Consider the following 26,868-nt stretch of genomic DNA (forward strand, 5'->3'; position numbering starts at 1 on the left):
ATGAACGTTGCGATCGATACATCGGTGATTGTCATTTTCTCGGTATTCATCATGCTGGTAGGCTTTTCCTTTTCCCGGACGGGCCGTAACCTGAAGTCTTTTTTTGCGGCAGGTGAATCCGTGCCCTGGTTCATCGGAGGGCTGTCTCTGTTCATGAGCTTCTTTTCGGCCGGTACTTTCGTGGCCTGGGGCTCTATCGCATACAAATACGGATGGGTAGCGGTTACCATTCAGTGGACCATGTGCATCGGCGGCCTCGTAACCGGCCTGTACCTGGCCCCAAAATGGAAAGCCACCGGCAACCTCACGGCCGCGGAGTTCATCCGCGAGCGGCTGGGCACAGGTGTGCAGCAGTCGTACATATACATTTTCATGATCGTATCACTGCTCATCAAGGGCTCGGTACTGTATTCTGTAGCGCGGCTGGTAAGCTCCTCGCTGGGCTTCCCGCTCATGCCGAGCACAGTGGTGCTGGGCCTGCTCATGATCGCGTATACGGCTGTAGGCGGCCTCTGGGCTGTAATGGTAACGGATATCCTGCAGTTTGTGATACTGACGGCGGCGGTACTCATCATCATCCCGCTGGCGTTTGATGCGGCAGGGGGGATAGACCGCTTCCTGCATTTTTCACCCGATGGTTTTTTTGATGTCGTAAACGGAGAGTATTCCTGGGGTTTTATTTTCGCTTTTGCCCTATACCATATTTTTTACATCGGCGGCAACTGGACGTTCGTGCAGCGATATACCAGTGTAGACACGCCGAAGTCCGCCTCGAAAGTGGCGTACCTCTTCGCAGGACTGTACATCATCAGTCCGGTTTTGTGGATGCTGCCGCCCATGCTGTATAAACTGATAGACCCCTCACTGCAGGGCGCCGATACGGAAAATGCGTACCTGCTGGTATGTAAACATGTATTGCCTGCGGGATTGATGGGGCTGATCCTCACCGGTATGTATTTTTCCACGTCTGCATCGGCCAACACGGCGTTGAACGTTGTGTCTGCCGTGTTCACCAATGATATTTACAAAGGCCGTATCAACCCCGGCGCGTCGGATAAAAAACTGATGACCGTGGCACGCCTTTCATCGTGGTGCTTTGGATTGGGGATGATCGCCATCGCGCTCATTGTACCATACATCGGCGGTATCGTGGAGTTCACCCTGAGTATTGCCGCTATTACAGGCGGGCCTTTGCTGGCGCCGCCTATCTGGTCGTTGTTCTCGAAGCGGCTTACCGGCAAAGCCACACTGTACATTACCGGGCTGAGCCTTGCCGCTAACCTGCTGTTCAAGATCGTGCTGCCCTTAACCTCCGGCCTGCGGCTTAACCGGGCGGAGGAGATGCTCCTTGGCGCAGGGCTTCCTTTCCTTATGCTGCTGGCATTTGAAATATACGCCCGCCTGAAAGGCACTGTAAGTGAGGAATACCTGCACCTGCAAACGGTACGCGCACAAAGGAAAGTGGTGGCGCAGGCGCCCGATGCGGAAGAAGCGGCAGCCATCCGCCAGCAGAACATCTTTGGCCTGAGGGTCATCGCTTTCTCGCTGGCCTTTATTGCCTTGCTGATGTATGCACTGTGCTTCTTCGCGGAAGGCAGCGCTACGCTGGTGGCGGTAATCGCCACTATCATTCTCGTACTCGCCCTTATTCCGCTGAGGGCATCAATGAAGAAAATCGCATGATAAAACATACGCTTTTGCCGGCTTTATTTGCACTATCGGTTTTATCTGCCGGTGCGCAAACGCCTGTTACGCTGGAGAACGGAGCCGTGCGCATGTCATGGGACCGTTCAGCTGATGGGTTTAAGCTCGGCTCACTATCCGTAAAACGTACGGGCCGCTGGATGGAGCTGCCGCATTCGGACGGGCAATTCACCGTGCTGTATGCTGCATCCAAACCCTCCAAACAACCGGAACCTGTATATAATGCCAAAGGCGAAGCCATCAATTTCCCGGAAAGTATTTACCGGTATGTTATTCCCCTGTGGAAAGAGCTGACCAGTCCTGTGCCATTGAATACAGCAGGGGAGGCAATGCACTTCTATCCGGAGAAGCGGTCCGAAAGCAAGGAAGGAAAAGGCAGCCAGTCGTTCCTTACGGAGAACGACCGTGTAATAATGAACGTTCTCTGGAAGGCAGATCATATTCATCCTTCTGATATTACCGTTACGATAAAACTTACGGCAAAAACGGAAGGTTGGTATTCCATTGCCACGCCAACGCTGGCAACATATCCGCAGGACGGGTTCACCTGGGCCGGTATTCCCGGTTATTACCAGAGCAATGCGGTAGAGAAGGATTTTATCAAATCGGCCGTATATATGCAGGGCATCCCCGATAAACCGCTCATTATGCGGGAAAGGACTGCCTCCACATTGTCGCCCTTCATAGAAGGGAAGAACCGGGTTACGCTGGCAGTAACTGCAGATCCCGGAACAGCCCGGGACCCCTGGGCAGACACCGCCAAAACGCAATCAGTCTGGCGGCTGGGGCTTTCGCTCATGAACCGCAAAGGAGAACTAACGCCTACACTTTACCATCCGGTATTAGGAGAAGAAGGTTCGTTTCTGAAGGCAGGACAAACCACGGAGTTCTCTTTCCGTTACACGATTCAGGATGCTGACTGGTATACGGTTTACAAGCATACGGTGAACGATATTTACCGGTTCCCTGATTTCCTGCAGCTGAAATCCACTAATCGCTCGCTCACCAACCGCATCCTGGCCATGCACCGGTATGTAACCAACGATTCCACCTCGCTCTGGCGAACGGAGGCCTTCAATGGCATGTCTATCGGTGCGCAGGCATACCTGGGCGGGGTACATGGCTCCGAAAAGGATGCCATGAAAAACTCCGACTACGGTGCTATGTGGATGCTCGCTACTATCATGAATGATCCGGTGCTGAAGGAAACCCGTCTTCCCTTTGCCCGCAACTTCAAACTACAGCAACAAACTACTACGCCCGGCTTCTTTCACGGCGCGGCAGCGGGCCAATATTACCTGTCTAAAAGCAAACGCTTCACCGAAGAATGGGGCCCTTATGTGGAACCCATCGGCACTACTTATTATGTACTGATGGATGCAGGAAACATCCTGCTCTTTAACCCCGGCGATACTGCCATGAAGCGGGAAGTACAGATAGCGGCCGACCGTTTGCTTAACTGGATGGATAGTAAAGGCCAGTGGCAGATAGCTTACGACCATGCCACACAGGCGCCTATGTTCCTCGAAACGGAAGATCTGCGGCCCACTTTTTACGGATTGCTCATCGCTTATAAAATATTAAAACAGCCCAAATACCTCGCTGCTGCGAAAAAAGGAGCCGATTGGTACATCCGGCATGCAGTAGATCAGGGCAAGTTCCTGGGGGTGTGTGGCGATACACGCTTCGTGCCCGACTTTGCCACTGCACAAAGCGTGCAGGCGCTGCTGGAGTTATCAGAAGCAACGGGAGAGGAGAAGTACCGTACTGCCGCAATTAAAACTGCGAAGATGTACACCACTTCCGTGTATACTCATCCCATCCCCACCAATACCGTGAAAAGAGTGAATGGGGTGGATAGAAAAGATTGGGAGATCAGCCATGCGGGGTTAAGCTTTGAACATGGCGGTACTTTCGGTAGTGCTAATCATCGCGGACCAATTCTGCTGGCCAGTCATGCCGGTATGTTCGTACGCATGTTCTCCCTCACCAAAGATTCTCTTTTCCTCCATATGGCCCGCGCTGCCGCACTGGGCCGCGATGCTTTCGTGGATGAGCCTACAGGTGTAGCCTCGTATTACTGGGATGTGATGAACAAAGGAGCCGGTCCTTACCCGCACCATGCCTGGTGGCAGATAGGGTGGATCACCGATTATCTGCTGTCGGAAGCAGAAATGCGTTCAGGCGGGAAGGTTGTATTCCCAAGGGGATTCATCACACCTAAAGTGGGCCCGCACCAATCTTATGGTTTTGCGCCGGGTAAGGTGAATGGTGTGCCTGCTAATCTTATGCTCAGACAGGGATTGCTGGAGTGCGATAATCCGTACCTCGACTATTACTGTGCCCTGAGTACCGATGGCAAAAAGCTTTTTCTCATACTGCTGAACAACAACGGCAAAGCCCTGCAGACCTCACTGCGTATGGATTACACCCGCATACCGGTAACGCCTGTGGATGCGAAGAACATCATTCCGGTGAAGATCGCGCCTTATGGCATCCGGATCGTGGAGATCGGTTTGCGTGGCTGACAACAGACGATAAACGAGACTGATGAAATCACTTTTTATATGCATACTGCTATGCGTAGGGGCTTTCCTGTCCGTACATGCACAGCGGAGTTACTTTGTGGAAGCGGAAGATTTCCGCATCCTGGGCGGTTGGATCGTGGAGCGTCCTCCGGGCAGCGGTGCATCTAACCACCAGATTCTACGAGTAATCAGCGGACAGGTGAAAGCCGCCGATGCATTAACCGTAGTCCGCATCACCGAACCGGGGGAATATATCGTTTGGGCACGCACAATCGATTATCCGAACGACCGGCCCGGTACGCGCCTGTTCCAGGTGTTGCTGAATGATGTGCCGCTGGCGAACGAATGTGGCCGCCATGGTAAAGCGGGCTATCATTGGGAAAAGGCGGGCATTATGCAGCTGGATACCGGGGAGAACGTCATCCAGCTGCGCGACAGCAGGGGGAACTTTGCCCGTGCAGACGCATTGTTCCTCACAACTGAAAACATCCAGCCGGAAGGAGCGGATCTCTCCCGCTACAAAGCTCCGCATCAATCGGTTTTTCCCACACCGCCTGTGCAGCCAGTGCTGCCGGTGGCAGATATACCGGCAGATGCACCGATGGCAAATGTTCTTCAAAATGAATTCCTGAAACTGGAATGGCGCAAGGGAAGTCAATATGCTGCCCGCACCGCTATCCAGCATAACGGCCAATGGGAATACCTTCCCGGTTCAGGGGAAGAACACCGAGTACTGCTTCTCAGTGCAGATAATCCACAGATCACTTTTGGCGGATTCTACCCCGGCTGGAACGGTTCCAACGGATACAGCACCCTTACCTGCAAAGGCAAAACGTATAAAGTAATGCTCCCCGGTAACCTGCAAAATCCTTTCCTTTCCGGTATCCTTACAGCATTTCAGGCAGTAGCGGTAGAGCAGGAAGGGCCACAACGTTTGCGGGTAACTTACCGCGCTGCAGACGGACAGGTAATGCAGGGGATATGGTCACTGCAGCCGGGGCACCGCCATCTGCAGCTCGATCTCCGGTTCAAAGCACCGAAGGCGGCATATTACAGTCTGGTAGTAACGGCGTTCAATGGAGCAGATAAACAGCAAATCTCCAACGTACTGCTGCCGCCTATGTTCCAATACCAGCGCATTCCGGAGCAGCCGCTCCTGCTGCCCAGCGCCCTCATGCCTCAGCCGGTTTCCATCACGGAACGCAAAGATGGCGGCATGGCTTTATTTGTAGCAGCTACGCGCCAGAGCTTCCCGCTCGACTGGGCCATGGGAAGCACCTCGGTAATAGGCTTTGGCATACAGAATGAAAAGAACACCCTGCAACCTGTAGCCTATGCCCCCGTGCCGGGCCTGCCCGATGCACAACTGAAAGCAGGACAACTGCTGCAACGCTCATTCACCATCGGTGCCGCAGCGGGCTGGAATGCCGCGCTGGAATATGTGTCTGACAGCATCTATGGCGTACGCGATTACCGCCATCCCACTTTATCATTAACGGAAACCATCTATAATATCACCGATCTCATCAGAAACGACACGGCCGCCGGCTGGGCGCCTGCACTGAAAGGGTTTTACGACATCGAGGCCGACCCTGTGTCTGCACCCACAGTAGTGCAGGCAGCCCCCCTGGCCGTGATTGCCACGGCAATACAGGCGCACGACGAAGCGCTGTTTATCAGCAGGGCTTTGCCGGTGATCGAATATACCCTCAGCCGCAGCGGTTTCCGCTGGGCGCAGAAGGGAATGAGTAAGAAGGCGGGTACGCTCAGTCCATATGGTTCCCAGTTCACCACTGCATATTTCGAAGGCCTGAATCAGCTCCTCGGGGCCGCCAATCCATGGCTCAAAAGCATTGCCCTGCCCGAAGGGAAAGTGCGTGATGCGGGAGGATACTCAGTGTCTGTACCGGTATGGTCGCAGGAGTTGGCAGCGTACCGGCTTACCGGGCAGCGCCGCTGGCTGGATTCCGCTGTGAAGCATGCCGATGCTTTTGTGGCGGATGAAGTGTATGGTACTAAAACGAACCTCCTCACCAAACAACCTTTCTACAATACTTCGTTCTACGCCAACTGGTGGGATCTGCCCGATCTCTATGATGCCACCGGCGCCGCCAAATACCTCGATGCTGCATCTTATGCTGCTTTTCATACCATCGCAGGAGTGCGGAGCTATCCTTTTGTTCAGGATACTTTGCAAACCATCCACCCGGGTAATACCTTCGAAGGTAATACCACCATGTGGTGGAAGGGCGGGGAAAAGTACCGGCTGGGCTTCCCCCGCAAGCCGGGCGATGTGCAGGAGAAGCAGGTACCGCAGGCAGTGGTTTCTCCGGTAGGACTGGGCTTCGAGCAGCCTTACACTTTCTTCGATCCCTCCAAACTGATGCGACATGTTTACATGAGCAGCTGGGCGCCGCACCTGTTGCGCCTGTATCAGCATATACCCCGCAAGATATTCGAGACCTACGCACGCAATGCGGTGATTGGCCGTTTCACGAACTACCCGGGGTACTATGCGCCGGGCTTCCAGGACATCACCCTTCAGCCGGATTTCCCTTATAAAGGGCCGGACGTAAGCTCCATTTATTACCACCATATTCCGCCCCATCTGGCGTTCAGTACCGATTATCTTATCACCGAAATGCAGCAGCGCAGCGGTGGGAAAGTAACCTTCCCATATGCAAAGCAGGACGGCTTCGTATGGTTCAATAACCGCATCTATGGTGGCGGTACAGGGAAGGTGATGGATGATAAAGATGTTCGCCTATGGATGAAGCGTGGCCTCGTGCAGATCAGCCATCCGGAAGTGAATTACGTAACCGCTATTTCGGATAAGCACTTCTGGGTGTTGCTTAACAGTGAATCCGATGTGCCTGTGACGTGTGAAATTGTTTTGGGTGATGAAGCGCCTGTATCTGCAAACACCCGGGCTAAGTGGTACCCTCATGCCGATGCTGCCGGAGAAATAAAGATTGCTGATGGTCGTACGCTCACCGTCACTATTCCGCCCAAGCAATTTGCTGCGGTCAGTTTCCCGGTATCTGGTAAAAAGGGAATGCGGCCTAAGATATCGCCGTTGAAAGAAGGCATGCGGCAAACGGATTTCGGGCCGGGGATCGGTAAATGCTACCTGTTCCGCATCCGTACGCCTTTTGGCTGGGATGCCGTGTACGGATATCTGGAATCCACCTTATCAGAAGGCACGCGGGTAACCGTTTCCATGAACCATCGGGAGGCAACGCTCACGGCATATCCGTTTGAATGGTCGTTCCACCCGCTGGAAGCAGGAGAGGAGGCCAATGTAAAAGTAACCGTCACTACCCGCGACGGGCGCACATTTGAAAGAAACATGCATTTATGAGACATCTCCGCAACTGCATCTCCATCCTGCTGTGTGCCTCAGTAACGGGTACACAGGCGCAAAGCAACAGCGATCTCATCGCCGCATCGCAGGCAGGGGCATCGCCCTTGTATTTTCAGCCAATACCTGCTACGCCGCTGGTAACGCCCGGCAGTTATAAGAACGAAGGGGAATGTGTGCCACGCAACGGCCTGCCTGCATTTTTTGGAAAAGCAAAAGCGGGTAAGCCATTGCTGGTAGGCTTCATAGGCGGCAGTATCACACAGGGCAATGCGGGCTACCGGCCGCAGGCGCTCCGCTACCTGCAGGGGATGTTCCCGGCCAGTGACATCAAAGCCCTGAACGCAGGTGTATCCGGCACAGGTACCGACCTTGGCGCCTGCCGTGTTCAGGAGCAACTGCTGCAATATAAACCCGACCTCGTGTTCATAGAGTTTGCCGTAAACGGGGCATACGCCGAAGGCATGGAAGGCATCGTGCGGCAGGTAAAAGCCGCTGGCGCAGAAGCATGTCTCATTTATACGATTACCGGTACACAAACGAAAGATTACAACAACGGGAAAATACCGCTGCCTGTACAAGGACTGGAGCGGGTGGCGGAACATTACCAATTGCCATCGGTTCACCTCGGCATGGAAGCGTCTCAACTCGAACTGGATGGGAAGCTGTTATGGAAAGGAGACCCGAAAGACACCGTGGGGCATATCCTCTTTTCTACAGACGGTGTGCACCCGCTGCAGGCTGGCGGCAACCTGTACGCCGCTGCTATTGCAAGGGCAATGGAAGAAATGAAGCGCATGTCATCCCGCAAGCCTGTCCGCTTACCCAAACCGCTGTTTACAGATAACTGGGAAAGCGCCGGGATGTATGCCCCGCGAGACATAGCCGTATTCACTGGCAGCTGGGAACAGGTAAAGATGCCACAGTTTGCGCCATGGTTCCCTGTCATTGAAAAAGCATCCGTTCCCGGTGCGGCTTTTACTTTCCGCTTCCGGGGCAGCGGCTTCGGCATCTTCGATATCGGCGGGCCGGAAGTGGGGCAGATCACTATTGAAGTGAACGGCCGTCCCATGCAGGTGCAGCCGCCGCTGGTACCCGGTACGCAGGTATACCGGCTGCAGGAAGGGGACAGTTTGCCCGTGAACCGCTTCAACGCATATTGCTACAACCGTTACCGCGGCCAGCATCAGTTGTTCTCGCTGCCCGATGGGGAATATACTGTCACTATCCGGCTTTCTTCCCAACTGGCAGACAAGCGTTCCATCCTCGGCCGGGATCAGCAAACGGATATTGCCCAACATCCGGAAAAGTACAGTGCCACGGTATTGTACCTGGGACGGGTGCTGTTGAAAGGCACCCCGTTGCCCATGGCAAAACAGTAACCGGCATTTTGGGAATGCTCCCACAAATTGGGAATGTTCCCAGCCGCTTTTCTCCCTGCAAGCATTCACGGCACTGCATGCGCCATCTTAAATTTGATACCGGCAAGTATAACACAGTATGAAAAACAGATTTCCACGTATAACAGCCTGTCTGATTGGATTGAGCCTTGCGGCGCAGGCGCAGGTACGTGTACCTTCTGCAGGCGAAGGCATCCGTATCACATCGGGTGGAAAGGAGTATCACTTCCGGCCTGCTTTTCAGATATTATACAACGCTGCTGACCCCGGTATGGCTTTGAAGCCTGCGGGCATCAGCAAAGTGGAATACAATGTGCTCACCTGGAAAGTGACCGACAGCAGCCACGCCGGATTCGTACAGAAAATGATCAATGCAGCTATGGCAGGCGATGGCTTCGACGACCGTATCCTCCGTACCAGATCCGAATGGCGGACAGCCAACGTTTATCACGCAGGAGAAAGCCGGTTGCTGGAAGCTACTGCCATCCGCCAGCAAAAGGATACGGTTTTCTTTACCTTTCCCGACCCCGCGCTCAGCGCATACCTCGTTACATCGGGCCGGCCTTATCCCGCATTGCATTTCACTTATAAAGCCCCGCGCAGCGGCTGGTACAGCATTGGCTACGTGGGTGCACCCGCATTGCCCGGCGCCGACGCCAAAGAGATCTGGCAGCCACTCATCTGGCAGGAATTAAGAATGCCCGATGCCGCTTACCTTACCCCGGCTTTCATGGCAACATTACCCACCACCATGGCGAATGATGGGTTAAACACCATCGGTATACTTGCCGCACCGGAGCACCTGCCTTTTCAGCCATTGCCTACCTTGCCTAACAGTCAGTTCGGTATTGCCTTGCGTAACGAAAGAGGGGAGATGCAGCCGCAGGTATTTGCACCCATCCCAGGCGGGCATGGCTCAAAGATGCAGGCAGGACAGGCGTTCCATTTCTCTTTACTGCTGGTGGTGGAAAACAAAGACATTAGCCATACCTATCAATACCTCGCCGAAAAGATCTTCGGCTTCCGCGATTATCGCCGTAACGATATCGCTTCACTTAACACCGTTCTCGATAATATGACTGCCTACGCCATGACGCATTATGCCTGGTTTGTAGACAGTCTGAAAGGCTTCGCCTATTCCACCGACGTGCCGGGCGCTGTGAAAAATGTGTCCAGCCTCAACCCGCTGGAGTTGTCTATTGTGAGGGATGATGAAGTGATGTTTGAGAAGAGGGCATACCCGCTGGCAGAGTTTATGCTGAGCCGGGAGAAATTCCTTTTCAGTCTGGACAGTAACCAGAAGATCCAGAACCCTTCCCGCAGGCTGAAAGGCCCTGTAGCCCCGCTGTCAGAACTGGCGGCACTATACAACGTGTTCGGTAAATCGAATCCTTTTTACCTGCGGCTCATGGAACAGGAGTATGCATCCGCCCGCATCCGTAACCTCGATGTGAAAGAGGACGGCGCCAGCTGGTTCAATGCCATGCAACTCTACAAAGCCACCGGGTCACAGCAATACCTTACTGCCGCCATCACCAAAGCCAACGCTTATCTGCAGCAACGGGTGGCACAACGGCAAACTGCCTTCAACGACCCTTTCGCAGGAAGTTTCTTTTTCTGGCCGGCGTATACCAACCGTTGGATAGAGCTGTTGCAGTTATTCGAAATTACCGGGGATAAGGCATACCTGCAGGCTGCAGCCGACGGGGCACGTCATTACACCATGTTCACCTGGATGGCTCCGGGCATCCCCGATAGTACGGTCACCGTCAACATCGGCGGTAAGGCACCCATGTACTGGTACCTGCGCTCCAAAGGACATACGCAAATGTATTACCCGGAAGAGAAAGCACCCGCCTGGCGGCTTTCAGAAACCGGGCTTACCCCGGAATCGTCCGGCACCTCCACCGGTCACCGTGCCATCTTCATGGCCAACTATGCACCCTGGATGCTGCGTGTGGGATATTATGCGAAAGACACTTTCCTCATGAACGTGGCCAAAGCCGCTATCGTTGGCAGGTACCGCAATTTTCCGGGGTATCATATCAATACGGAACGCACTACTGCCTATGAGCAGGAAAACTTTCCCCTGCATGCCCACAAGGAGCAAAGCGTCAATTCCTTCCACTATAATCATATCCTGCCCATGGCATCCATGCTGATCGATTACCTCGTAACCGATGCTTTTGTGCGCAGCAATGGGAAGATAGATTTTCCGGCGGAATACATCGAAGGCTATGCTTACCTGCAAAACAAAATGTACGGCAGTACGCCGGGCACATTCTATAACGAAAAAGATGTACAGCTGTGGATGCCGGCCCGCCTGCTCACAAGCACCAGCCGCGAAGTGAACTACATCGCTGCCCGGAAAGGTGGCCGCCTGTTCCTTGCATTCGTCAATCAAAGTAAAACCGCCGTGCGCACCCGAATTGCGCTGAACCCCTCTCTGGTGCAAACTACTGACGCCAGCAGGGTAATGCCACTCAATGGTGCCAAAGCCGGCCGTCTGCATCAGGGTGCCTTCGAATGTACCGTGGCGCCCGGGGGCATCGCGGCATTTGTGGTGGAGCATGTAGCACCACAGGTACGCTTCCAGCACAAAATACTGGCACATAATAAAGAAACAGGGAACGATTACGGGGAGATCCCCACCGGCAATGCGAAAGCCATGCTCTTCCGGCTCGGCGATTATGCGCGGCGCCTGTTCCTCTATCTGGAAGATGACGATAACCGCTGGCGCTCGGTGCAGTTGCAGTATAGCGTGGCAGGGGGTGAAACGAAGTCGGTCCGTAAAGATGCATATCCTTTCGAGTTCACCGTTCCCCTGCAACAGGCCGCATCCGTGCAGTGCTGGCTGCTGCTCGAAAAGCAGGACGGCACCACCGTTACCAGTGAAAAAATAACCTTAGGCAATTAAAAACGATATATGATCAAGCAAGACGCAGCCGGGATGCGTACGTTCCCGGAAAAGAACATTGTTGTTGACCTTGTGATCACCGGCGGAGGCCTCTCGGGCGTTTGTGCTGCCATAACCGCTGCACGGCAGGGATTGAAGGTAGTACTTGTACAGGACCGCCCCGTGCTGGGTGGCAACGCCAGCAGTGAAGTGCGCCTCTGGATATTAGGAGCCACCTCGCACATGGGGAATAACAACCGCTGGGCACGCGAAGGCGGGGTAGTGGATGAGATACTCGTGGAGAATACTTACCGCAATCCCGAAGGCAACCCGGTCATTTTCGATATGATCCTGCTCGATAAAGTAGCGCAGGAATCCAACATTACCCTGCTCCTCAATACCACTGTATACCAGGTAGAAAAGAAAGACGAAGCCACCATCAGCGCACTCCAGGCATATTGCAGCCAGAACCAGACGGAATACCGCCTGCAGGCCCCCCTTTTCCTCGACGCTTCCGGCGATGGGGTTGTGGGCTTCCTGGCAGGAGCGGCCTTCCGTATGGGCGCTGAAAAGCGGGAAGAGTTCGGTGAGCTGTTTGCCCCTTCGGAAGAATATGGTGAACTGCTGGGCCACAGCCTGTATTTCTATAGTAAAGATACCGGCAGGCCTGTTACATTCACGCCCCCTGCCTTTGCACTGGACGATATCACTAAAGTACCACGCTACCGCAGCTTCAATGCCCGGGAATACGGATGCAAGCTGTGGTGGATCGAATACGGAGGACGGCTCGATACCGTACACGATACGGAAACCATCAAATGGGAATTATGGAAAGTAGTATACGGTGTATGGAACCATATCAAGAACTCCGGAGAATTTCCTGAAGCTGCCAACCTCACGCTGGAATGGGTGGGCATGATACCCGGCAAGCGCGAAAGCCGCCGCTTCGAAGGGGATTATATGATGATACAGCAGGATATCGTGGAGCAGCGCACGCATGAAGATGCCGTGGCTTTCGGCGGCTGGTCCATAGACCTGCACCCGGCCGACGGGGTATTCAGTGAAAAGCCCGGCTGCAACCAATGGCACAGCAAAGGCATTTACCAGGTTCCCTACCGCAGTCTGTACAGCCGCAATATCACCAACCTCTTCCTCGGAGGCCGTACCATCAGTGCCTCGCACGTGGCTTATGGCTCCACCCGTGTAATGGCTACCGCTGCTCATGTTACACAGGCCGCTGCCATGGCTGCCGTGATCTGTACCGAAAAAAGATTGCTCCCGGCAGAGATTATCCGTAAAGGATATACACAGGCACTGCAACAGCGCCTGCTGCAATATGGTCAGTACATACCCGGATTGCGGTATAAGACTCCGGATGATCTCGCACAAAGCGCCACCATTTCCGCCAGCAGCGAGCTGGTTCTACAAGAATATCCCGGCCAGCCCATCCTCCGCCCGCTGGACGTATCAGTAGCACAAATGCTGCCTTTACCTGCCGGGAGGGTGCCTGTTATGACCATTCATGCAGAAGCAGAAGGACAGGGCACGCTCGAAGCGGAACTGCGCATCAGCGGCAAAGGTGGTAACCATACGCCGGATGTTATACTGGCGCGGCAGTCTTTCGAATTAAAGCCCGGCCGCAATTGCCTGCAGCTGGCTTTCGATGCGGAACTGGCAGAGCCCTGCTACGCTTTCGTGACCTTCTTCAAAACCCCCGGCGTGCAGCTGCATTATACGGAGCGGCGTGCTACCGGTCTTTTGTCCGTCTTTAACACCATCAACAAAGCAGTTTCCAACTACGGGAAGCAAACTCCGCCGGAAGATATCGGGATGGATGCGTTCGAGTTCTGGTGCCCGCAACGCCGGCCCGGAGGGCATAACCTCGACATCCGTATCCCCGCAGGAATTCGAGCCTTTCAGCCGGCTAATGTTAGCAACGGACTGGAGCGCCCTGTAACGCAACCCAACGCCTGGGTGGCCGACTGGAGCGATGCGCAGCCTGCCCTCACCCTCAGCTGGGATAAACCCCAGCATGTACGCCACATCGAGCTTTTCTTCGATACTGACTACGACCACCCCATGGAATCGGTGCTGATGACGCACCCCGAAACCGCCATGCCTTTTTGCGTGCGCAGTTTCCGGGTTAAAGACGAAGCAGGCAATATCCTCTTCGAAAGGAAGGATAATTACCAGGCTTTCCACCGCATTGAACTGGCTGAGCCGGTACGCACTCAACGGCTTATTATCGAAGCCGACCATCCATCTCCTGAAGTGCCTGCGGCCATCTGTGCCGTGAGGTGTTACTGATAATAAAAGGCCCGCCGGATAGGCGGGCCTTTCTGTTTCCTTCCATGCGGAAGAAAAAAGCCGCGCAGACCCTTTCGGTCTACGCGGCTTTGTAGTTGAATGTAACACTTATCTATTATGCAACGGCAGTTTTACTGCCAAAACGCTGCTCCTGTATCCGGTCGTACACTTTCACATAATCCGGGTTCTCCGTTTTCATCAGCTTATCCCACCAGCGGAAGTACAGGCTGTAATTACCTTTGAATTTGCTGTGATGCAGATTATGGTATACAGAGGTATTGATGATCTCGAAGATGAAGGAGTTACGCAATCCTTTCGGCATGATTTCATACCCAAGATGCCCATATACGTTGATGATTAAGCTCACAACGGTAAACATGATCAGCACGTCTGCATGCATGGGGAGGGTAAAGGCCAGTACCACCAGGATGCCTCCTTCAGCGATTGCTTCCAGAATATGAAAGGAGTAGGAGGTCCAGGGAGAAGGGTTTACCGACTGGTGGTGGACCTTATGCGTGAAGCGGAATAACTTCTTATGATGCAGCGTCCGGTGCATCCAGTAAAAGTAGGTATCGTGAATTACCAGGCTCAGCACCAGGCTTACCGGTACCCACCACAGTGGGAAAGCATTAAAGTCAGTGTAGAGTAAAGTGTATGACTTCAGTGGTGTAAACAGGACGATCACTGAGATAATAGCGAAAACGAGGCTGGAGGAACCGGAATGCATGATCTCCCGGAAGAAGTCCTTTTTAGTGGCGGTCCTGTTTTGAATTTTATATTTGGTTGTGGAAGAGCGCAGGAGGATGTAGAAGAGCAGGAAGGGGATACCCGCCAGCACAAAATACCGGATCAGTGTAATGCTGAATATTGCCGCAAGTGTTTTAACCAGTTGTTCCATGAATAGGATATTTAGAACAAAAGTAAAACCCCGGCACCGGCAGCCTGTTAACAAAAGATAATTAATGCTGCTGCCGCGAAATAATTCTTTTCCGTATCCGGCTTAATGAAACGGGGGTAATGCCCAGCAGGGTAGCCACATGCTTGTCGGATATCCGCTGCAGCAGATCGGGCTTGTCCTGTATCAGTTGGAGGTACCGCTCTTCAGGGGTTTGCAGTACGAAGGATTCTATCCGCTCGAGGGATTGTGCCAGCATATCCAGCACAAAATGATACCGGGCTTTCTCGAAAACCGGCTTGTTCTCCAGTAGGCGCTCCATCTCGTCGTAGTTAACCTCAAGGACCGTTGTGGGTTCCAGTGCATGATAGGTAAAACGGGAGGGCTTATGCAGCAGAATGCTGTCGTAAGACGCAATGATCTGCTCTTCCCACCGTAACAGCACCGTAATCTCATCACCTTTATCATTCACGTGATAGCACCGTATAAGGCCTTCTTTAATGTATGCCAGCCGCTGGCTGTTTTCACCTTCCCGGATATAAATTTCCCCAGGCGCGAGTACCCTTTGCTTCGTTCCCTGAATCACTTTCAGTAGGTCTGCACTATCAATCCCTTTAAAAAGATTCAGGTAAAATTCTATTTTTTCCGAGTCGAGCATCAGTATAATTCTTATAATGTATTCGGCGGAGGTGGATGGTCCGCATGGGTGAAAATAGGATAATTCGTTCTGCATGCCACCTTTCAATCGGATTTTTATAGCTTAATATTTTAACTATTTTTACGTTCAACCAAAAAAACGGGGACTCAGCACTTGTCGCAATTATCTTCTTATAACGAGCAGCAGCTTTTACGGGGATTGACTTCGGGAGATACATTGTACTATTCCTTCATATTTAAGGAGTATTACAGCGCATTATGCCTGTATGCGTCAAGGATCGTAGGAGAACCCGGCCATGCGGAAGATATTGTGCAGGACGTTTTTGAGAAGCTGTGGCAGAAACAATCTCCCTTCGAGAACCTCCGTCATCTGAAAGATTTTCTATATAAAGCCACCCGTAATGCCGCGCTGAACTTCATGAAAGGGGTACAGCACAGCCAGGAGCGCCAGGCCCGGTTCCTCAACGAGCAGGAGGTTTTAACCGCCGCGGAGGATCTGGAGATCATCCGTATGGAAGTGTTCCGCGGCATTTACCTGGAGATAGATAACCTGCCAGAGCAATGCGGCAAGATCGTGCGCATGAGTTATATAGAAGGCCTCAAAAACGAGCAGATCGCTGAAATCCTTAATATCTCCCTTCAAACGGTTAAAAACCAGAAAACCAGGGGCATGAAGCTGCTAAGAATGCGCCTGTCGCCTGTGGTATTCGCTTTATTCTCGTTGTTTTCCCACCACCAGTAAATTTATTTTCAATTCCTTTAGTACGATCGGATACCTGCGTTGTAATAATAGAAACAGACATTAGACATGACGCCTTTTCCGAACGATCCATTCCACATCGCTTCGCTTATTACCCGTTCGCGGCAGGGTGCACTTACTGACGACGAGCAGGCTCAACTGGATGCCTGGATTACTGCCAGTGAAGAGCACCATCAGCTTTGGATGGAGTTAAACGATCCCGATGTACAGCAGCAGAACGTTGCTGCCATGGCTCAGTTCGATGAATCAGGCGCGCTGGAACGCTTTCTGGCTGGTAAGCCTGTTAAGGATAACGTATACCGCATGCGGTTCCTGCGTACCTGGAAATGGGCCGCCGCCATACTTGTACTGGCACTGGGCATTACGGCTTACTTCTTCCTCACTGATCACGGGCAACAAACCGGCCGCATGGCAGGAAAAACCTCCTCACAGGATATCCCACCCGGTAAAAACGGCGCCATCCTTACACTGGCCGATGGCAGCCAGCTGGTACTGGACAGTATGGTAAACGGAAAAGTGGCCACCCAGAACGGTACAGAGATCACCCTGAATGATAATGAACTGGTATATGATGAAACCTCATCAACCGGCGAAGCTGCTAAGAATACCATCACCACGCCTAACGGACGGCAATACCATGTTACCCTGCCGGATGGAACGGAGGTGTGGCTGAACGCAGCATCCTCCATCGAATATCCTGTGGCATTTAAAGGAGAGGAGCGGAGAGTGAAGATTACGGGAGAGGTATATTTCGACGTCACCAACCGGAGCTGGCAGCCTTTTGTGGTGGAAACCGACCGCATGAAGCTCGAAGTACTGGGCACCTCATTCAATGTTAATGCCTATAACAACGAACAAACCATACAAACAACACTGCTGACCGGTGCCGTGAAAGTAACGCCGGTTTCTGCAAATACGGGTGATCATAAAATCAGGCATAAAATACTGGTGCCCGGCCAAACGGCCGTTTTAAGCAAGCCGGACGCTCAAACTGAACCCTCTCTCACCGTAACGGAAACCATCGATCCCGGTAAGATTACCGCATGGAAAAACGGCCTGTTCAACTTCGACGGGGTAGACCTGTTCAGTGTTATGCGCCAGCTGGAAAGATGGTATAATATAAACGTACAATATATCGGAAAACCGGAGAATGTAATATTTAAGGGGAAAATGCACCGCAACACGAATCTGTCTGACGTACTGAAAGTACTGGAAACGATGGATGTTGATTTCGAACTGAAGGGGAATACACTATATATTAAATAACAACCAAAATAGAATTAACGTAAACAAAGCCGGAAGTGCTTGCGACACTTCCGGTGGATGTTCAGGTAAAGTAAAAAACACAATCAGGTAAAGACTGCTTTTTTGTTCACTTAAACATTCGCCCCTCGTGAAAGGGGCGGCTATACTGCGAATTTATGCAAAATATTCTTTATTGCATGCGGCTCCCCTATGGGTGTATACGTAGCTCAACCAAATCTCTGTTAGTTATGAAGCTAACATTCTTCTTACTCACCATCGCCCTGCTGCAGGTTTCAGCAAGAGGCCTTTCACAGAACATCAGCTTTAACGGCAAAAACGTTTCACTCGAAAAGGTTTTTGCAGCGGTAGAGTCGCAAACCGACTATGTATTCATGTACAAAGCTGCCTCGCTGACGGTTGCCAAACCCGTCACGATTCAGGCCAAAGGCATTAGTCTCGAGGCTTTCCTCAACAAGGTGTTCGAAAATCAGTCACTGTCTTACAGGATTATTGACAAGAACATCCTCGTTTCAAAGAAGGAAATGCAGTTCATGGAAACTCCCGCACCCGTTGCACCACCGGTTGGGGAAAATATCAGTGTGTATGTATACTCTACGGATTATACACCACTGGCCAGCGCCACAGTTACCAATCTCACCACCCAGAAGCATTACCTGACGGCAGGAAACGGATCTGCTCAGGTGCCCGTGAGCATGGGCGATAAGATACGCGTCAGCTTCATCGGGTATGTTGATCAGCGGTTTGAAGTAACAGAGCAGGTATGGGCTACCAGAGCGTATACCGCAACGATGGTGCTCTCGGAGAACAAACTGGATGAAGTACAGGTCACCGTTTTGGGGACTACCAATAAAAGAACCGGTACGGCCAACATCGCCACGGTAAAAGCCAGTGATATAGAAAAGCAGCCTGTGGTGAATGTGCTGGATGCCATTGCCGGCCGCATCCCCGGCCTCCGCATCAGCCAGTCTGCCAACACTGCCGGTGCCAGAAAGGTGGAGTTACGCGGCAGGAACGTACTGAACCAAAACATGTTTACCGATCCGCTGTATGTGATTGACGGGCTGCCCATTGCAACGTTGTCCGTTAACCCCTTTGGTGCATCATCTCCTGTAAACGGCGGTTACTCTATTGGAGAAAGCCCGCTGTTTATGATCAACCCGCTGGATATTGAAAGTATTGATGTACTGAAAGACGCAGATGCCACCGCACTGTATGGCTCCAGAGGTGCAAACGGGGTTATCCTCATTACCACCAAGAAAGGTAAGCCCGGTCCCACACGCTTCAATTTCAGCTACTCCAAAGTGTTCTCCGGCGTACAGCGCTTTATGGACCTGATGAACACCGAGCAGTACCTGAACACAAGAAGGGAGGCTTTTCTCAATGATGCAGCCTTCCCAACAAGTGATAATGCCCCGGATCTCACCACCTGGGATCAGAAATCCTTTACAGACTGGCAGAAGGTATTCTACAAAAATGAGCAGTCGGATGATGTGCAGCTGAGCGTGGAAGGCGGGCTGTTACAAAATACTTACCGAGTGAGTGTGGGCTACACTTCCACCACAGAAATGTATAACCAGGGCAGAGGTAATAAACGTTTAACAGTGGGCCTGTCGTTCAACCACCGCAGCCCCAATGGTAAGCTGGTGGTAGACCTTGCATCCAACAGCTCCTATGCAAATAATGAATCCGCGGCTTTGATGGACATGTTCTCCCTGCCACCCAATGCGCCATGGATATATGACGAAGCTGGGCAGTTTAATTTTGCTCCCTACAGAAACCCCAGTGGCTCCTTTTATCCTTTCAGGGATATTAAGAACTGGCAGGAGAGCCAGACACTGAGGAATCAGACCAACGTAGGGTTTACCTATGAAGTGCTCAAAGATCTGACTGCCGGGGTTCGCGTCAGTGGTGAATTCTTCTCTAATAAGAACGGTAATTATATACCCAAAGCCGGGAAAGACCCCATGTTCTTCCCCATGAGCATGGCATTTTATGGTACCGGATCAGGCAAGAGCCTGCTGATACAGCCAAAGATCAATTACGTGAAAATGCTGGGTGATGCCCGTGTGTCTGTCTCACTGGCGGGTGACTACAGCTACAGCGATCAGGATGCCGTTACAACGATAGGGATGATGTACGCTAACGATAACCTCATCAAAAGTTATTCAAACGCTCAGATCATTCAGGCTATGAACAATTTTGTGGAAGTGAAAGTAGCGTCTTTACTGGCATCTGTGTCTTTCGACTGGAAGAACAAATATATCGTGAACCTGAATGGCAGGAGAGACGGATCATCGCGATTTGGTGACGGCACCCGCTTCGGAAACTTCGGCTCCGCTGGCGTATCCTGGGTACTTTCGAATGAAGACTGGTTTAGGGATGCCGGTATGGAATGGTTCTCTTTCGCTAAAATCAGATCTACTTACGGCGTAATGGGAAATGCCAACGTCGGGGATTATCAATATCTCTCCCGCTGGTCAAATATCCCGACGAATTCTTTTGAAAAATTACCGGACTACGATGATCAGACGATCTACACGCTCATTCAGCCGGTTAACCAGAAATTCAGCTGGTCCAGCGCCAGCAAATTTGAAGTGGGGGCAAGGGTAGGGCTTTTCAACAGCAGGCTCAACATCGAAGGCAACTTTTACCTGAATAAAGATGGTAAACAGCTGACGGATATCACCACCCCTGCCTTTACAGGATTCCCTTCCGTAGTGGGGAACTGGCCGGCAGTTATAGAAAACAAAGGTGTGGAACTGATGCTGGATGGTACGGTACTGAACACAAATACATGGGGCATATCCGTACGCGGGCATGTAAGCAGGAATAAGAATACGCTGGTGGCTTTCGAAGGACTGGAAACTTCTCCCTACAAGAATATGTACAGGATCGGATATTCCGTTACCGCAAAATCCTTTTCACATTATATCGGCATCAACCCACTGAAGGGAACGCCGGCATATGAAGATTATAACGGAGACGGGAAAAATCCGATAAGCGCACCCTCCTCTAACTTTCCTGATCTGGATATGGAAGATCATTACCGGATAATAGATATAAACCCGAAGTATTTCGGCGGGTTTGGATTCAGGGTGGATTTCAAAAGGGTATTGTCGCTGGATGCGCAATTCAGCTTCGAAAACGGTCTGGTGATTGATCAGCTGAGTAATATGGGATATGGAGGTATGACCAATATGATCCTGTATGAGGATATCGACAGCAGGCACTGGAGGCAGCCGGGCGATAAAGCTATTTACTCCAAATATTCCACTATTAACAACGGCGGATTCTTCGGCTCCGATGCCTACTATACCAAAGGCTCTTTTACCAGTCTGGATAACCTCAGTATCTCTTACATACTGCCTGCCAAATGGATGGAACGGATTAAGGTGAAACAGGGTACGTTCTCTGTGAATTCGTCCAAGATTTTCAAAATCACACAATACAGATTGACGGATGTGGAACTGGGAACAGTTCCGCAAATCAGAAGAGTGGCCGCTAACCTGAGATTCAGTTTCTAAAAACAATCGCATGAAAAAGTATGCTTTCAATATAACCGTATCAGGAACTATTTTGCTGGGTTTACTGGCTACGGGCTGCAATAAATTGCTCGATATCAAGGATCCGGTGAATTCCATCACCACCAACCAGGTTTTCCAGACCGACGATCAGGCGGCGATTGCGCTGAATGGTATGTATTCTTATATGATCAGCGGAGGTGAATTTGAAGCTGCAGGGTCTTTACCGGTTGGTACGCATGTATTTAGCGCCGGGGCTATTACCATTGTAGCTGCACATACTGCAGACGAGATGTATCACCCATCCTTTAGCGGACAATACGAATTTTATGTAGAAGCTGCTAATAATCTTACCCTCCAGAACGTGGGTTACACCTCTAAAATCTGGAAAACGGCCTATAAGAGCATTTTCAACGCCAATGCACTGATAGCAGGCGTGAAAGGCTCCACTTCAAAGGAGTTCACGGCTGCCTACAGGAAACGGGTACTGGGCGAAGCCCTGGCTGTAAGAGCTATGGGATACTTCTACCTCGTGAACCTGTTTGAGAGGATACCCCTGGCATTGTCTATCGACTTCAACGAAACCAAGAACCTCCCTTCCGCCAATCCTGCCGATGTATACAGGCAAATTATCAGCGATCTGGAAGAAGCCTCCGGCTACCTGTCTGAGAACTACGATGGTAACAATACAGAACGTGTCCGTATCAATAAGTGGTACGTAAAAGCCATGCTGGCAAGGGTATATCTCTTCACCAGGAACTATGAAGCGGCGTACCGGCACGCCAATGAGATCATCGCGCAAACACAGCTGTTTAAGCTGGAAGAACTGAACAGGGTATTCAGCTATGACAGTAAGGAAGTAATATTCCAGTTGAAGCAGATCAATATTTCCGCCATGAGAGGCAATGCTACCCCGGAAGGGCACGCATTAACACGGAAATACCTCTCTCCCTTACTCCTCAATGCCTTTGAAGCCGGCGATAACCGGAAAACGGTATGGACCTACCAGATGGTGAGTACGCCCACGCTTCCTGCCGGCGTTTCTCCCGCTAAATATAAAATCAATGCACTCAACATGGAAGTGGGCGGATTCCGGCCGCAATACTATGTAGTGATGCGGCTGGCGGAAATGTACCTGATCAGGGCAGAGGCGAATATGCTCAGGGGAGCAGCTAATAAAAATGCGGTAATAGACGACCTGAACGAAATCAGAAGGCGCGCCGGACTGGATAAACTCCCTTATACGCTCACCGATCAGCAGGCAACGGATGCCATTGCGCATGAGCGGCAAACGGAGCTGTTCGCAGAATGGGGGCACCGCTGGCTGGATCTGAAAAGGACGGGTAAAGCAACCGATGTGCTTTCAACAGTTACTTACAAACAGCCCTGGAGCAACCACCAGTTGCTGTTCCCCGTTCCTCCGGAAGAAATCCTCTGGGGTAACCAGCTTTCTCAGAATATCGGGTACAACTAATTACGGTAACTACTAAAACCAGGAACGATGTTTCAAGCAATATATAAAAACGTGTTTAAGGCCGGCGTACTGGCAGGATGTGTGATTGGGTTCTTTACTTCCTGTAAAAAACAGATGCCCCCGGAGATTTTCCCTTCTTCATTAACGATCGTTAATGCAGTCAACGACAATTCCTCTTTCCTGACTGTTTATTACGGGGAAACACAGCCTAAAATATACGCTTTGCTATCATTTATCAAGAATGGTGACTACTACGATTTTGTAACCGGTAAAACGAGCCAGCCCATTACGGTCTACCGGAACAATGATACCCTGCACACCAGCAGCCCATTTGTAAAAAACAGGCTGGACCTTGAGCCCGGGGGCATCTATACACATTTTATTTATGGTAGTCCGGCGAAGCCACTGCAAAAAACCATTAAAGAGCAGTTGCCAGCCCGCAGCCTGAACGATAGTGTGGCACATCTTCGCATTGCCAACTTCTTCGACAACAGGTCTATAGACGTGATTCAGCTGGAGCCGGTTCCGGGAACGATGGTTTCCAATCTGGCATATGAACAGATATCCGGCTTCATAAAGGTTCCGGTAACCAGGTCTGTACAGAACTTCCGCTTCGAAATAAAAGACCATGCTACCGGTGAAACACTCACCACATTAACAGAAACCAATCTTTATCCCGGTACGGTTGTACCCAATGTGGCCTGGCTCTTCAAAGCAAGGACCATGCTGGTGAAAGGTACCTGGACAGGACCCGGCAATTTTGCTGCCAACGCAACCACTGTGGGCCATTATTAAACCTAGTCTTCAATCATAAGTATATAAGTATGCATCCAATATTAAAGGTGGAAAACCTATCGCATAAGTATGCCAGTTCGTGGGCAATACGCGACATAAATTTCGAGATAAATGATACCGGGGTTGTCGGATTATTGGGCTCAAATGGTGCCGGTAAGTCTACCACCATGAACATCATTTGCGGTACCCTGCTGCAAACTGAAGGGAATGTTTCCATCAATGGGCTGAACATGAAAGAGGATCCCATTGCTTACAAGAAACAGATCGGCTTTTTACCGCAACAGGCTCCCCTGTACCTCGACTTTACCGTGCAGGAGTATCTCGAATATTCCGCGCAGCTCAGGCTGATGGACCGCCGCCTGATAAAGGGTGCGGTGGATGAAGTATTGGAGAAAACGTCTATAACCCAAATGCGGTCGCGGTTAATTAAAAACCTCTCCGGCGGCTACCGCCAGCGGGTAGGTATCGCACAATCCATCATCAATAAGCCGAAGGTGGTGATCCTCGATGAGCCTACCAATGGCCTGGATCCCAACCAGATCATTGAAGCACGTAAGCTGATCAAGGAAATCGCGAAAGACCGCGCGGTATTGTTATCGTCGCACGTACTGTCAGAAATTAACCTGCTGGCCAAAGAGATCATCATGATCGAATCCGGTCAGGTAGTGTTTTCTGATACGCTCGATGCATTTAATAACATCCTTCAGCCTAACACCATGGTAGCAAGGATGCTGAATATGCCAGAGGCGGAGGAGTTGATGGCCATAGAAGATGTACAGAAAGTGGAGATGTTACCCGATCATAAATGCAGGATCTGGTTCCAGCCCAACGAAGACCTGGCCGAAAGGATCGTCAGGAAGAGCGCAGAAAAGAACTGGCGCCTCACGTCCATTAACACAGAATCTTCCGGTATGGACGACGTATTCAAACAATTATCATCTTCTTCAACCTTATAGTAATGAGAGTAATATTTAATATAGCACGGGCAGAGTTAAGGTATTTTTTCTTTTCGCCGATAGCCTGGTTCATTCTGATTTTGTTCCTGATGTCGAGCGCGGGTATCATTATGGGAAACCTGGCAGATACAGCCGTTCAGCAGGACGCTATGCTGGAATTACAGGGTTCGGCTTTTGAGGGGTTCCTCAATTTACCACTCACGCGTATGGTAATAGGCAAGGGTATTGATACGGTGCTGATGATCTTCTTTCTGTTCATCCCGCTTTTAACGATGGGAGTGATCAACCGCGAGTATTCCGCCGGAACCATCAAACTGCTGCATTCTTCGCCTGTTAGTACCCGCCAGATCGTACTGGGCAAATTCCTCGGGGTATATAGTTTTGTTTGCCTGATGATCATGCTCTTTACAGCAGTGGTGGTAGTACTGACCTTTTCCATTCAGCATGTGGAATACCTCCATATCGCAACCATGCTGCTGGGCTTCTTTTTGCTGGCAGCCATGTATGTGGCGGTAGGGATGTTCATCTCCAGCCTTACAGCTTACCCCATCGTTGCCGGGATCGGTACCTTTGTGGCACTGACTCTTTTCTCTTCGCTGGGCCTTACTTTCCAGGGAACGGATTACCTGCGGGATGTTACTTACTTCCTCTCCAGCTCCGGCAGGGTGGAAAGCCTGTTAGGCGGGTTACTGTCAACGAGGGATATCATTTACTTCCTCATTATAACTACCTTTTTCATCAGCTGCACAGTCATCAAAACCAAATCCGTTACCGAATCTAAATCATGGCGCGTATCTGCCGGGCGTTATATGCTGGCATTGGGAATCACCATTTTTGTGCTGGTAGTTACTTCGATCCACGGGTTTATTGGCTATTACGATGTAACGAGGTCTAAGATCAATACCCTGCACCCCAATACGCAGGAAACCATCGCTAAGCTGGACGGATCGCCGCTGAAGGTGACCTTATATACCAACCTGTTTGGTTATAACCTGGGAAATGGTGTGCCTACCGCCCGTAACAAATACCTGTGGAACTTCTGGGCCAGATACCGCCGTTTTTATACCAATATGGAGTTTGAGTATGTGTATTACTATGATGTGAATGCCGGGGACAGCTCGATTTATCAGACTTATCCGGGCAAAACGCTGGAAGAAATCGCGGAGAAGTACGCCGAAATGTATAAAACCGACCTCAATATCTACAAGAAGCCTGCAGAAATCAGAAGCCTGATCGATCTGGAAGCAGAAGCGAAAGGCTTACTGATGCAGGTGGAGTATAAGGGGAAGCAAACATTCCTGAGAACATACCAGGATCCGGAAATGTGGCCCAGCGAGCGGAATGTATCCGGTAGTTTACTGCGGTTAATGAACGATACCACACCTGTATTTAAGTTCCTCACAGGAGACCTGGAGCGTTCGCCATTTAAATATGGTGAGCGGGAGTATGGTAACCATGCCGTGAACAAATCAACGAGAGATGCTTTGATCAATATGGGCGTGGATTTCGATACGATATCCAGACCGGATTTAAGCGGCACCGATCCTAATGAAGTACTGGTGATATCCGATCCTAAAACACTACTGGATAAAGCTGTTATCGACAGCGTTAAGCAGTATATCGACAGGGGAGGGAATGCAATGTTCTATACCGAGCCGGGTAAACAGTTCATTATGAATCCCATACTGAACCATGTAGGCGTTAATGCGGAAGAAGGTACCATTGTACAGGTGAACCCGCACGATATGCCGCATAAATTTGCCGGGCTGATCTCGAAAAAAGGAGCGGAAATGGCTGATGAGCCGCAGTTATATGCCTTTAAAACCGGACTTAAAAAGGCCACCTATACGGCCATTGCCGGGGCTAGTGTACTGAGTTATTCTGATACCACCGGCTTCAAAGCAGAGCAAATTACCACGCTGGCGAACAATGTAAATACATGGGTGGAACGGGGTGTGCTGGTATTAGACTCGGCGGCGCCGGTGTTTAACACAGCAGAAGGCGATTACCGCAAAGAAGGACCCTATCCGGTTGGTCTGCAGTTGACCAGGAAGAAGGGGGACAGGGTGCAGAAGATCATCGTTTCCAGCGATGCGGATATGATGTCGGCCGCCAAAGCCAATGGTAAGGATTATGGAAACGCTTTCTACAGCTACACCGTGGATAACCGTTACCCTGTATATCACAATTTAAAAGCACCCGCAGATATCTGGCTCACCATCACCAAGGTGCCGGCTCAAATGCTGAAAACCCTGCTCCAGTATGGCCTGCCTGTACTGATGCTCATTGCAGGTATTGTGATCCTGATCCGTAGAAAACGCAAGTAACGGCAGCTTTTAGTTTTTATT

15 protein-coding genes are annotated in these 26,868 nt (G+C 51.1%); 13 read left to right on the forward strand and 2 right to left on the reverse strand.

Features of this window, described 5'->3' with window-relative positions; all coding sequences use genetic code 11:
- The 6 genes from DEV76_RS16390 (at position 1) to DEV76_RS16415 (ending at position 14,196) form a co-directional block, all read left to right on the forward strand.
- Entirely contained in the window at positions 1-1,683 is a 1,683-nt protein-coding gene (locus DEV76_RS16390; protein WP_109698985.1) for a sodium:solute symporter family protein, read from the forward strand.
- Positions 1,680-4,232 carry a glycerophosphoryl diester phosphodiesterase gene (locus tag DEV76_RS16395; RefSeq protein ID WP_109698986.1) on the forward strand — a complete coding sequence of 851 codons (2,553 nt, stop codon included), beginning with the start codon at positions 1,680-1,682 and terminating at the stop codon, positions 4,230-4,232. Before DEV76_RS16390 ends, DEV76_RS16395 begins: the two co-directional genes overlap by 4 nt.
- A gap of 22 nt (positions 4,233-4,254) precedes the next feature.
- Complete coding sequence (locus DEV76_RS16400) at positions 4,255-7,593, forward strand: hypothetical protein (RefSeq protein ID WP_109698987.1); 3,339 nt, start codon at positions 4,255-4,257, stop codon at positions 7,591-7,593.
- On the forward strand, positions 7,590-8,975 hold the full coding sequence (locus DEV76_RS16405; RefSeq protein WP_109698988.1) for an SGNH/GDSL hydrolase family protein: 1,386 nt from the start codon (positions 7,590-7,592) through the stop codon (positions 8,973-8,975). The genes DEV76_RS16400 and DEV76_RS16405 overlap by 4 nt, the downstream gene beginning before the upstream one ends.
- A gap of 118 nt (positions 8,976-9,093) precedes the next feature.
- A complete protein-coding gene (locus tag DEV76_RS16410; protein WP_198652093.1) occupies positions 9,094-11,910 on the forward strand; it encodes a hypothetical protein in 2,817 nt (938 codons plus the stop codon).
- Positions 11,911-11,919: 9 nt separating this feature from the next.
- Positions 11,920-14,196: an FAD-dependent oxidoreductase gene (locus DEV76_RS16415; protein ID WP_109698990.1), complete on the forward strand. Its 2,277-nt coding sequence runs from the start codon at positions 11,920-11,922 to the stop codon at positions 14,194-14,196.
- Between the two features lie 115 nt (positions 14,197-14,311).
- Here the strand turns inward: DEV76_RS16415 and DEV76_RS16420 are convergent, their stop codons facing one another.
- Together DEV76_RS16420 and DEV76_RS16425 are read right to left on the reverse strand one after the other, a co-directional pair.
- On the reverse strand, positions 14,312-15,094 hold the full coding sequence (locus DEV76_RS16420; protein ID WP_109698991.1) for a sterol desaturase family protein: 783 nt from the start codon (positions 15,092-15,094) through the stop codon (positions 14,312-14,314).
- Positions 15,095-15,155: 61 nt separating this feature from the next.
- Positions 15,156-15,824 (reverse strand): Crp/Fnr family transcriptional regulator, encoded by a 669-nt coding sequence (locus tag DEV76_RS16425; RefSeq protein ID WP_198652094.1) that lies wholly within the window; start codon positions 15,822-15,824, stop codon positions 15,156-15,158.
- Between the two features lie 78 nt (positions 15,825-15,902).
- On the opposite strand from DEV76_RS16425, the gene DEV76_RS16430 reads away from it, so the two are divergent.
- From DEV76_RS16430 to DEV76_RS16460, 7 genes are all read left to right on the forward strand, one after another.
- Positions 15,903-16,490: an RNA polymerase sigma factor gene (locus tag DEV76_RS16430; RefSeq protein ID WP_109698993.1), complete on the forward strand. Its 588-nt coding sequence runs from the start codon at positions 15,903-15,905 to the stop codon at positions 16,488-16,490.
- 66 nt (positions 16,491-16,556) lie between these two features.
- Positions 16,557-17,774, forward strand: a complete 1,218-nt coding sequence (locus tag DEV76_RS16435) for a FecR family protein (RefSeq protein ID WP_109698994.1) — start codon at positions 16,557-16,559, stop codon at positions 17,772-17,774.
- A 227-nt stretch (positions 17,775-18,001) separates the two neighbouring features.
- Complete coding sequence (locus tag DEV76_RS16440) at positions 18,002-21,298, forward strand: SusC/RagA family TonB-linked outer membrane protein (RefSeq protein WP_157962933.1); 3,297 nt, start codon at positions 18,002-18,004, stop codon at positions 21,296-21,298.
- A gap of 10 nt (positions 21,299-21,308) precedes the next feature.
- Positions 21,309-22,769, forward strand: a complete 1,461-nt coding sequence (locus tag DEV76_RS16445; protein WP_109698996.1) for a RagB/SusD family nutrient uptake outer membrane protein — start codon at positions 21,309-21,311, stop codon at positions 22,767-22,769.
- Between the two features lie 27 nt (positions 22,770-22,796).
- Entirely contained in the window at positions 22,797-23,564 is a 768-nt protein-coding gene (locus DEV76_RS16450; RefSeq protein ID WP_109698997.1) for a hypothetical protein, read from the forward strand.
- Between the two features lie 29 nt (positions 23,565-23,593).
- The gene (locus DEV76_RS16455; protein WP_109698998.1) at positions 23,594-24,520 is read left to right on the forward strand and encodes an ABC transporter ATP-binding protein; all 927 of its coding nucleotides are present in this window, start codon (positions 23,594-23,596) and stop codon (positions 24,518-24,520) included.
- 2 nt (positions 24,521-24,522) lie between these two features.
- Positions 24,523-26,847 carry an ABC transporter permease subunit gene (locus DEV76_RS16460; protein WP_109698999.1) on the forward strand — a complete coding sequence of 775 codons (2,325 nt, stop codon included), beginning with the start codon at positions 24,523-24,525 and terminating at the stop codon, positions 26,845-26,847.
- The last annotated feature ends 21 nt before the right edge of the window (positions 26,848-26,868 follow it).

The organism is Chitinophaga deserti (assembly GCF_003149455.1).
Classification (GTDB): Bacteria; Bacteroidota; Bacteroidia; order Chitinophagales; family Chitinophagaceae; genus Chitinophaga; species Chitinophaga deserti.